This is a genomic window from Collinsella aerofaciens (assembly GCF_027679495.1).
GTDB classification, from domain to species: domain Bacteria; phylum Actinomycetota; class Coriobacteriia; order Coriobacteriales; family Coriobacteriaceae; genus Collinsella; species Collinsella aerofaciens_AK.
The window spans coordinates 60,923-69,678 of record NZ_JAQEKC010000001.1 but is presented as its reverse complement, the minus strand read 5'-3'; the positions used below and the strand labels follow the sequence as shown (position 1 = coordinate 69,678).

Below are 8,756 nucleotides of genomic sequence, written 5' to 3'. Positions count from 1 at the left end.
GGGCTGGGCTCCGCCCAGGCCGAGCAGGTCGAACTTGTCGATGCCGATGATGATGGCGATTAGGGCGACGCCCAGGACGGGCACGTTGGCGTAGGAGCACAGCAGGAAGCCCAGGAAGTAGAAGGGCACGAGCTGCTTGGTGAGCACCAGGCGGCCGAGCATGGCGAAGCCCATGGCAGGCAGGAAGTTGGCGGCAACGCCAAAGCCAGCAAGGACAAAGGGCGGGATGAAGTCGAGCAGGCCCTGGATGGCGTCAGCACCCAGATAGAACGACAGCGAGCACAGCAGGAACGCCATGATGATACCGGTCAAACCGATCAGGAAGTGCATCGCATAGACACCCTTAAGGTTGCCCTGGCCGGAGAAGACATCAGCGCGGTCAACCAGAACCGGCAGGGCGGCGTTGAGGATGTTCTTGATGGCAAGGCACAGCGTGGCGATGGGCATGGCGAGCGCGATGGCTGCCTCGGTGCTCTGGCCCAGCTGGATAGCGAAGGCGCAGGCGAGCACGCCGCCGATCGTCTCATCAGGCGGCACGTAGGCGCCGATGGAGATCGAGCCCATGAACAGCAGCTCCAGACTCGCACCGATCGCGAGGCCGGACTGCAGGTCCCCCAGCACCAGGCCCACGAGCGGGCACAGGACGATGGGGCGGAACGCATAGAGCGTACCGAGCTGGCAGTCGAACTTACCAAATGCGGCGATAAGTCCGATGAGGATTGCTTGGGTAAGCATATATCCCCCTTTCCTAATAGGACACTACGAAGAGCTCAGACTCTTCGAAATTGAACGCCTAGAGCACGCTGGCGCAGTCGACCTTGGGGTCGTCGGCCAGGGGTCGAATCTCGACCTCGACGCCACGATCCAGCATCTCGCGCACATCGGCTTCCTCGGCCGCGGTCAGGAAGATCTGACGAGAGACCTGACGAGCATCGGGACGCTTCTCGTCCTTTGGCTTGGTGTTGCCCAGGTTGACCGACTTGATCTGCGGGCAGCCCTCAACAAGCTGCTTTGCCTCAGCAATAGTGGCGACACAGATGATCATCTTGTACTTGTCGGTCACGCCCGAGTTGATAGCTTCGATTGCATGCTCCATATCTTTGATGACGAGCTTGCAGCCGGCAGGCTTGCCCATCTTGAGCGTCGTCTTCCACACCGGGTCGTTAGCGACCTTATCGCCCACGCAGAAGATGCAGTTGGAGTCAAGGCCCTGAACCCAGGAAACTGCGACCTGGCCATGAAGCAGGCGATGGTCAACGCGAAGTAGCTGAATCATAATGTGACCCCCCAAAGGTCTTGTGCCGTCTTACGGCGTGTCAGTAGGTGCTGCGGATTAGAACTCTTCTTCCTCGTCGTCATCGACCAAAAGATCGTTGACAAACTTCACGCGCGTATCGTCCGCAGCGACGATGGCGCGAATCGTCTCCTCAACCGGCGCCGACTCGTCAGAGAACAGCAACTGGATGAGGAGAGGAAGGTTCATGTTGGTAACGAGGTACGTGCGGGGACGCGTCTGGACGATCTTGGTGAACTCGTTGTTGACGCTGCCGCCAAAGAGGTCGGTGCAGACAACGACATCATCGTCAGCAGACATGCCTGCCAGCAGTTTTTGGGCCTCCTCGGCCACGTCCATGCGGCCATCGACGAACATCGAAAGATCGTGGACGTTGTCGCGAGCGCCCGAGAGCAGCTCGACGCTCTCCTTGATGCCGGTAGCGAAGTGCGCATGGCTGGCGATGATGTACTGTCTCATTCTGTGTTCCTCTCAATAGCCCGGCACGTTCCCGCACCCGTTTTCTTTAGTAGTCGAACTGGTGATAGTAGCGACGATACTTGAGGTTGTGCTTGGTGACCGTCTCGTAGTAGCGAGCCAGGCGGTCGGTAACGAGCACCGTCAGAATCCACGGAGACACGATGACGCGGAACTCGTCGTCAAGGCCGGGGATCGCGAACTCGGCGGTGTCGATGATGTTGATGTCGGTGTCGCCGGTCACGCCGCGGGTCAGGAAGGCGCGGACGCGCTCGTCAAGCTTGCGGTTCTCGTCCTCGCCCATGAACAGGAAGACCGGGACGCCGGGCTCCACGAGCTCGAGGGTGCCGTGGAAGAAGTCGGCCGAGGTGATGTAGCGGGTGCGCTTCCACTGCATCTCCTCCAGGATGCACATCGAGAACAGGATGGTCTCGCCCCACAGGGCGCCGGAGCCGATGAACATGGTGTAGGGGGCCAGGGCGTACTTCTTGGCGAGCTCCTCGGCGCGCGGCTCGAAGCGCTTGCGGATATCGAGCATGTCCTTCCAGATGTCCTTGGTCTGCTCGATAAACAGGTCAAACTTGGGGAAGCAGCCGCGGCGGTTGAGCAGGCGCAGGCCGAAGCAGTCGGCGAGGTAGTAGCCCTTCTCACAGCCGCCCGAACCATGGTCAGAAGCCATGGCGACGCAGTTCTCGGCGCCGACAGCCTGGCCGATGGGGCCCTCGGGCTTGGTCATGGCGTAGACGCGAATGCCCTTTTCCTTCATCTTCTTGACGGCCTCGAGGACCTCGGGGGTGGTGCCGGACTCGGAGGCGGTGAGCACGACGGACTTCTCGGTCATGCGCTTGTGGCCCATGACGTTCCACTCGGCGGCGTGGATCAGGTAGACCTCGAGGTCGCGGTCGCCGAACTTGTTCATGAGGTACTCGAGCTGCATGAGCTCGTCCCAGGTGCCGCCGACGCCCATCAGGAACACGGCGTCGTAGCCCTCGTCGGCAACCTTGTCGGCGAGCGCGGTCATCTTCTTGCCGGTCTCGTAGAGCGCCTTGCCGTCCTCGAGATAGCCCTCCTGGTCGAAATGCATGATCTCGATCTTCTCGGTTTCCTTCATTTGTCTCTCCTTTCTGGGGTTGTTTCCACATCCCCCATGCCAACGGGCATCAAAACCCGCTTACATTCCGTAACACTCGGCCGCTTTGGCCTTAAGCGCATTGACTGACTCTTCGTAGCCCTCCGCCTTGACCTCCATTTGCTTGGAGACAGCATCGAGATACGGGTGAACGTCCCATGACTTCAGACGCTCGGCGATTATTGCCGCAATCGTCTGGAAGAACACGAGATTGGGAATTGCACTGAGCAGCGGAGCCACCTGAGGCACCACAACCTCGTGAGCCCTACCCTTGGGATGGGCCGTGAGCAGCACCGTTTTTGCCGTAACGTTCGATAGCGCATCGGCGATATTCGCAAGACGCTCCGACCCCTGCGGATCGTCGACAATAAACACCAGGTAGCCCGGAACAATCTGCATCTCGGGACCGTGGACGAACTCCTCGCCTTCGTGATGCATGGCAGGAATCTTGATGGTCTCGCTCAGTTTGAGCGCCGCCTCCTCGGCAACACCGTAGTTGGGGCCGTTGCCGACGACCATAGCGGGCGTGTGCTCAGAAAGCTCGAGCATGTGGTCTTGGACATATGCCTCGGCGGTCTTGCACATCACGGCATTAGCCTGGATAGCCTCGCGCAGGCCATCAAGACGCTGAGCAACGCCCTTGGCGTCAATCGTTCCGCGCGCCTGACCGCCGTAAATACCAAAGAGCACCAGGTACTCAACGAGAACCTCGACGCCCAGAGTCACAAAGTCCACCGACTCGACACCCACACCGTAGTCAAGAACGATGTCGGCGTGTTCCTTGATGGGTGCCTCGACGTTTGCCGTGAGCGCAACTGCAGCCATATCGTGTGCGCGCATGTAATCAAGAGCCGCGATCGTATTGGTCGAATAGCCACTCTGCGAAACGGCAATGTTGAGCGCATGCTGTGGATAGGTGTGTTCAAAATCGACGAAGGCCTCGGGCGTCACAACGGACACCTGCATCTGCAGCGTATCTTGCAGGAAATCGCGGGTGCAATCCGCAGCATGGCGCGACGAACCCGAAGCAACGATGCGCAGTGCGTCAAAAGAACCGGACTGGAAAATATCAACGAGCTGCGCTACCAGCTCAGACGAACGCTCGAGGTTCTCCCCCATACGCACATGGGCAAGCTGAACGTAATCGAGCATCTTCATCGTCTCACCTCGTTGCAAATCATTAGTATTTGATACCAATCACAGTTACAGGTTACGGCTTTTTGATACCTCTTTGTCGATTAATTTATCCCTTTCGGCGAACGGTCGATTTTGAGCCATGTAAGGTTGTATATACAGTCGGTCAAATTGCCCAAACAGACCGGCTGTTACCGCGCGCGATGCAAAGCCCCAGCTAGTACGTATAGGTGTAGCCGCCCGTATCGCCACGATTGAAGGACTTTACATACTCGATAGCCTGACCGCTCGCGTCATAGCTCACGCATTCCAAAAGCAAAACAAGATCGCCCTGTTCCAGTCCAAGGAGGCCGGCATCTCGTGCGCCCAGTGCCTCGATATCGAGCTTTTCCTGTGCCATGACTGGCTTTCGGCCCAGCATCTCATAGGTCTCGTACAAACTGAAGACCGACACGTCAATATCTTCGATGGTTGGGAACAGCAGGCAGGGAATCAGCGCCGTCTCAATCGATACGGGGCTACCGTTTATGCAGTTCAGGCGTCGAACGGAATAGAGCAGGTCGTCCTCGGCGATGCCAAACAGGTCGGCGTAATATGGCCCCGCATAACGCTTGGAACGCGCGAGAATACGGACGGACGGCTCGCCGCCCGAAGCACGGACCGATTCACGGAAACCGACCGTGCGTTCAAAAAAAGCAGGTACTTTCTGCGCCACAAAGGCACCTTTTCCCCGAACACGGCGAATCTGCCCGCGTCGAACCAGCTCATCGACAGCGCTTCGGATGGTCAAGCGTGTCGTACCAAATTCCTCGGCGAGGTCTTTTTCGGACGGAATCATGGAACCCGTGGGATATGCACCGCGCTCGATACGTTCCTCGATGCAGCGTCGAATGCGCATATAAACCGGGGTGGCATCTACTGTTTCAGCCATTGTTCACCTGCCACGCTCCTCATGCCGTTCTCTTCGCCGTTATCGGCAAAGCGGAACTTTGTGGGCAAAATCACCGATTTGCAATGCTCCACAAAACGCATGTCCTTATCAAATTCGATCGAGCTCTCATAGAACACCGGCGTTCCCTCTTCTTGCTGGAGCAGCTCGGCCTCTTCGAAGTTCAAACGCGAGATGGAGATATGCTCACGTCCATGCTCAACGCGCACGCCACCTTCTTTGAGCAAGACATCGTAAAGGCTCTCACACTCAAAATCGTGCTCGGGAAGCGATGGGCACAGGGACAGGTTAACGTGAGCGGTCTCGATTGACGCCGGCTCGCCCTCAATAAGTCGAACGCGCTGCATGCGGAGCAAGGGAGCGCCTACAGCCACCCCAAGCTTGTCGGCAAGCGCCTCATCCGCCTCGATGGTCCCGGTGGAAACCAGACGAGAAGAGGGGTGCAGGCCGGCAGTCCGCACAGCATCGGAAAAGTTATACGTTTCCTGGAAGATGTTCAGCGGCTTGGGAGGACACACATACGTGCCCGATCCGCGACGGCTCTCGAGCGTTCCACACGAGATAAGCCGCGTGATACCGGCACGCAACGCCGTACGCGAAACGCCAATCTCTTCGCACAGCACGCGCTCGGCCGGCAGGCGATCGCCGCCGGCAAGCTGATGGTGCTGGATATACCAAAGAATTCCCTCAACAGCATGATCTTTGGGGGGAATTGCATAAGATTCGCCTGCCATTGCACAGACTCCTCATTCAGAAACGTATGCCGCCAAAATTAGGCCAGCCCTCCCATGGCATCAAATTCTGCCTTGATCTTCTCGGCGACATTCCGATACGACTTATATAGACTTGAATCGCGTTTGACTTCGTCGGTCATAACGGGAATCTCTAATTTGGAAACCTCGTCTTTTCCCGTCTGAACCGCCACAACAACGCCCATACCAAGACACATATTACGCTTGGCAGCATTTATTTTTGCTGCCTTGGCAGGATTTGCCAGGATACGCTGGGCAAATTCCTGTTTAGAGACCGCTTCTTCGGCCTCCGGATCGCCCGCCTCGGCCACTTCGCACTGCAACACGTCCGCATAGTCAAAAATCTTCGGCTCGCCGCCGCGCTGATGTACGGCCCATTTGCGATGCGTGGCATCCTGGTAGATAGCCGGCAAAAACGTAAACCGCGGCGGGTCCAAAATCGTATCCGTGATGGTAAACACATCGGGATCAAAGGCATCCTGCGGGTTTTTCTTCTTGAACAGCCCCATATCAGCCTCCCGTACTAGCATTAAACAACTCAACCTGAATATAGCACCAATTTCAAGCCGCCGCCTTACCCTATCGGTGCGCGGCGTCTATAGCTCGCCCAGCGGAAGAGTTCACGGACGAGGGCCGGGGTGCCTGCCTTGTTTTGAGAAGTGGGCTCCGCGAACTTCTCAAAACAAGGCAGGCACCCCGGCCCCGCCGGCAAATAGCGGACACTCCGCATGCAATCTATGCAAACAAACAAGTACGCTTAGCTACATTCGGTAAGATCGAGCACGCTGCCCTTCACGATAAGCGCCGGCTCCAGAACGACTTCTTCGGCACGTCTACCGCCCCTACCGGCAAGGCGCTTGGACATGCAGCCAAAAGCATGCTCCGCGAGGATACCAGGATCCTGCTCAATCGCGGTCAGCGCCGGCTCAAAGAGAACGTCGGCGGCCGAGTTGTCGTAACTCACCACCGAAATGTCGCCCGGAATGCTCTTCCCCATCTCGTGTAAGCGCTTGAGCAGACCAAGGGCAATGTTGTCCGAGCTTGCAAATACGGCGGTGGCGTCGGTCGCGAGCACCGCCTCCGAGGCCTCGTAGGCACTCGGAATGTAGTACTCGCTCTCAAACTCCAAACGCGCGTCGATAGGCAAGCCAACCTCGCGCAGCGCGCGCTCATAGCCGGCAAGTCGCTTACGCCCCGTATTGGAACGGCGCGCGTTAACCAAGCAGGCAATGCGACGGTGGCCCTGCTCGATCAGATAGCGAGTGGCCATGTAGCCACCCATCTCGTGGTCGAACATCACCTTGTCGCACTCGAGCCCCTCAATGGCACGGTCGACCATTACGGCCGGGATGGGCAGGTGGCTGACTTCTTCGCGCAGGGCGCGGTCGTCGGAGAACTCGTCGCCCACGACCAGGAAGACGCCATCAACGCCGCGCGTCACCAGCTGGCGCAGCAGCTCCAGATCGTCATCGGCGCTTCCACCCGAGCTGGTAATGAAGAGTGCATAGCCATCCTCGCGGCAGCGCTTTTCCAGGCTACCGGCGAGCGAGGCAAAAAAGCGGCTCTCGATGTTAGGGACGATAAGGCCCAGCGTGCGCGACTCGCGCATGACCAAACTACGCGCAATCTGGTTAGGAACATAGTGGTTGCGCGCCGCGACCTCCTTGATGAGTTTGCGGTTTTCTTCCGAGATGCGACAGGGCCGATTATTGAGCACAAGCGAGACCGACGAGGGGGAAAGCCCCACCTCCTGGGCGATCTGCTTGAGGGTGACTTTGTTGGCCATCTCGCTCCTTCCGGGTTTACGCGCAATCTCTTGAAAGTATAGCGACTACCCCTCTACCTCGGTGATAAACACTTTACCAATCCGGTAGACGGCTGTTTTATCGCCGTCAGCGCACCAAATCCGTCCGGGTGGGGTATATTGCAATCGATTGATGACGACGACCACCAAAAGGCGGATATTCATATGCACGAGAACGACTTTTTTAACGAGGACCTGCTGTGCGCGCTCGCTGGCGTTGCCGGCGAGGACAACGTGTTGATGAGCGAGCCCATGCGCGAGCACACCACGTTTAAGATCGGCGGCCCGGCCGACGTCTTTGTCACGCCCGATACCGAGCAGGGCCTCGTCGCCACGCTCGATACCTGCTATCGCTGCGACCTGCCGCTTACCATCGTGGGCAACGGCTCCGACCTGCTTGTCGGCGACAAGGGCATCCGCGGCGTCGTCGTGGCGCTGGGCGAAGGCCTCTCCGACATTACGGTCGACGGCACGCACGTCACGGCGGCAGCCGGCGCCTTGCTTTCCGATGTCGCCGCGGCGGCAGCCGAGGCCGGCCTCACCGGCATGGAGCCCATCTCGGGCATCCCCGGATCGGTCGGCGGCGCCTGCTACATGAACGCCGGTGCCTACGGTGCCTGCATGGCCGATGTGCTAGAGTCCGTGCGCGTCTACAAACCCGCTCGCCAGCTCGACGACGGCACCCGCGGCAGCGGCAACATCATCGAATTCGATGCCGACGAACTCAACCTGGGCTATCGCAAGAGCCGCATCGCCGACGACGGCTTTATCGTGCTTTCGGCCACTTTCAATCTCGCCCCGGGCAACGCCGCGATGATCAAGGCCGACATGGACGACTACCGCCAGCGCCGCGAGGACAAGCAGCCGCTCGACATGCCGAGTGCCGGCTCCACCTTCAAGCGCCCCGAGGGCCACTTTGCCGGCAAGCTCATCATGGATGCCGGACTGCGCGGACACGCCGTTGGCGGCGCGCAGGTGAGCGAGAAGCACTGCGGCTTCATCGTCAACGCCGACCACGCCACCGCCGCCGACGTCGACGAACTCATCCGCGACATCCAAGCCAAAGTCAAAGAGCAGTTCGACGTAGACCTAGAACCCGAAGTCCACCGAGTAGGCGAATTTTTATAAAAAGAAGGCCCCGAAAGGGGCCTTCACTTTCTTTAATTCAGACAACCAGTCCGGTGTGCCGCGCCCCGAACCCAAGAGGGCCGCGTGCCCGCCCGCAATATATTTGATTG

Annotated in this window: 10 protein-coding genes; 1 reads left to right on the top strand and 9 read right to left on the bottom strand. The window is 58.7% G+C overall.

Going from position 1 to position 8,756, the window contains the following annotated elements; translation table 11 throughout:
• The 9 genes from PGW49_RS00365 to PGW49_RS00325 form a co-directional block, all read right to left on the bottom strand.
• Positions 1-735 (bottom strand): PTS mannose/fructose/sorbose/N-acetylgalactosamine transporter subunit IIC (locus tag PGW49_RS00365; RefSeq protein WP_270224933.1); only part of this gene is annotated, 735 nt, incomplete at its 3' end.
• 58 nt (positions 736-793) lie between these two features.
• Positions 794-1,276, bottom strand: a complete 483-nt coding sequence (locus PGW49_RS00360) for a PTS sugar transporter subunit IIB (protein ID WP_270224931.1) — start codon at positions 1,274-1,276, stop codon at positions 794-796.
• Between the two features lie 57 nt (positions 1,277-1,333).
• Positions 1,334-1,753 carry a PTS sugar transporter subunit IIA gene (locus tag PGW49_RS00355; RefSeq protein ID WP_035137739.1) on the bottom strand — a complete coding sequence of 140 codons (420 nt, stop codon included), beginning with the start codon at positions 1,751-1,753 and terminating at the stop codon, positions 1,334-1,336.
• 46 nt (positions 1,754-1,799) lie between these two features.
• Positions 1,800-2,861 (bottom strand): SIS domain-containing protein, encoded by a 1,062-nt coding sequence (locus tag PGW49_RS00350; protein ID WP_138113433.1) that lies wholly within the window; start codon positions 2,859-2,861, stop codon positions 1,800-1,802.
• Between the two features lie 60 nt (positions 2,862-2,921).
• Complete coding sequence (locus PGW49_RS00345) at positions 2,922-4,037, bottom strand: SIS domain-containing protein (protein WP_138113435.1); 1,116 nt, start codon at positions 4,035-4,037, stop codon at positions 2,922-2,924.
• A 193-nt stretch (positions 4,038-4,230) separates the two neighbouring features.
• On the bottom strand, positions 4,231-4,944 hold the full coding sequence (locus tag PGW49_RS00340; protein ID WP_035137743.1) for a GntR family transcriptional regulator: 714 nt from the start codon (positions 4,942-4,944) through the stop codon (positions 4,231-4,233).
• Positions 4,929-5,696 (bottom strand): GntR family transcriptional regulator, encoded by a 768-nt coding sequence (locus PGW49_RS00335; protein ID WP_138113437.1) that lies wholly within the window; start codon positions 5,694-5,696, stop codon positions 4,929-4,931. The genes PGW49_RS00340 and PGW49_RS00335 overlap by 16 nt, the downstream gene beginning before the upstream one ends.
• Positions 5,697-5,734: 38 nt before the next feature.
• The gene (locus PGW49_RS00330; RefSeq protein WP_138113439.1) at positions 5,735-6,223 is read right to left on the bottom strand and encodes a hypothetical protein; all 489 of its coding nucleotides are present in this window, start codon (positions 6,221-6,223) and stop codon (positions 5,735-5,737) included.
• Between the two features lie 248 nt (positions 6,224-6,471).
• Positions 6,472-7,500, bottom strand: coding sequence for a LacI family DNA-binding transcriptional regulator (locus tag PGW49_RS00325; RefSeq protein ID WP_055310491.1), 1,029 nt, complete (start codon positions 7,498-7,500; stop codon positions 6,472-6,474).
• A gap of 183 nt (positions 7,501-7,683) precedes the next feature.
• Here PGW49_RS00325 and murB point away from each other — a divergent pair, with 183 nt between their 5' ends.
• Positions 7,684-8,646, top strand: a complete 963-nt coding sequence (gene murB / locus PGW49_RS00320; protein ID WP_138113441.1) for a UDP-N-acetylmuramate dehydrogenase — start codon at positions 7,684-7,686, stop codon at positions 8,644-8,646.
• Positions 8,647-8,756 lie beyond the last annotated feature (110 nt).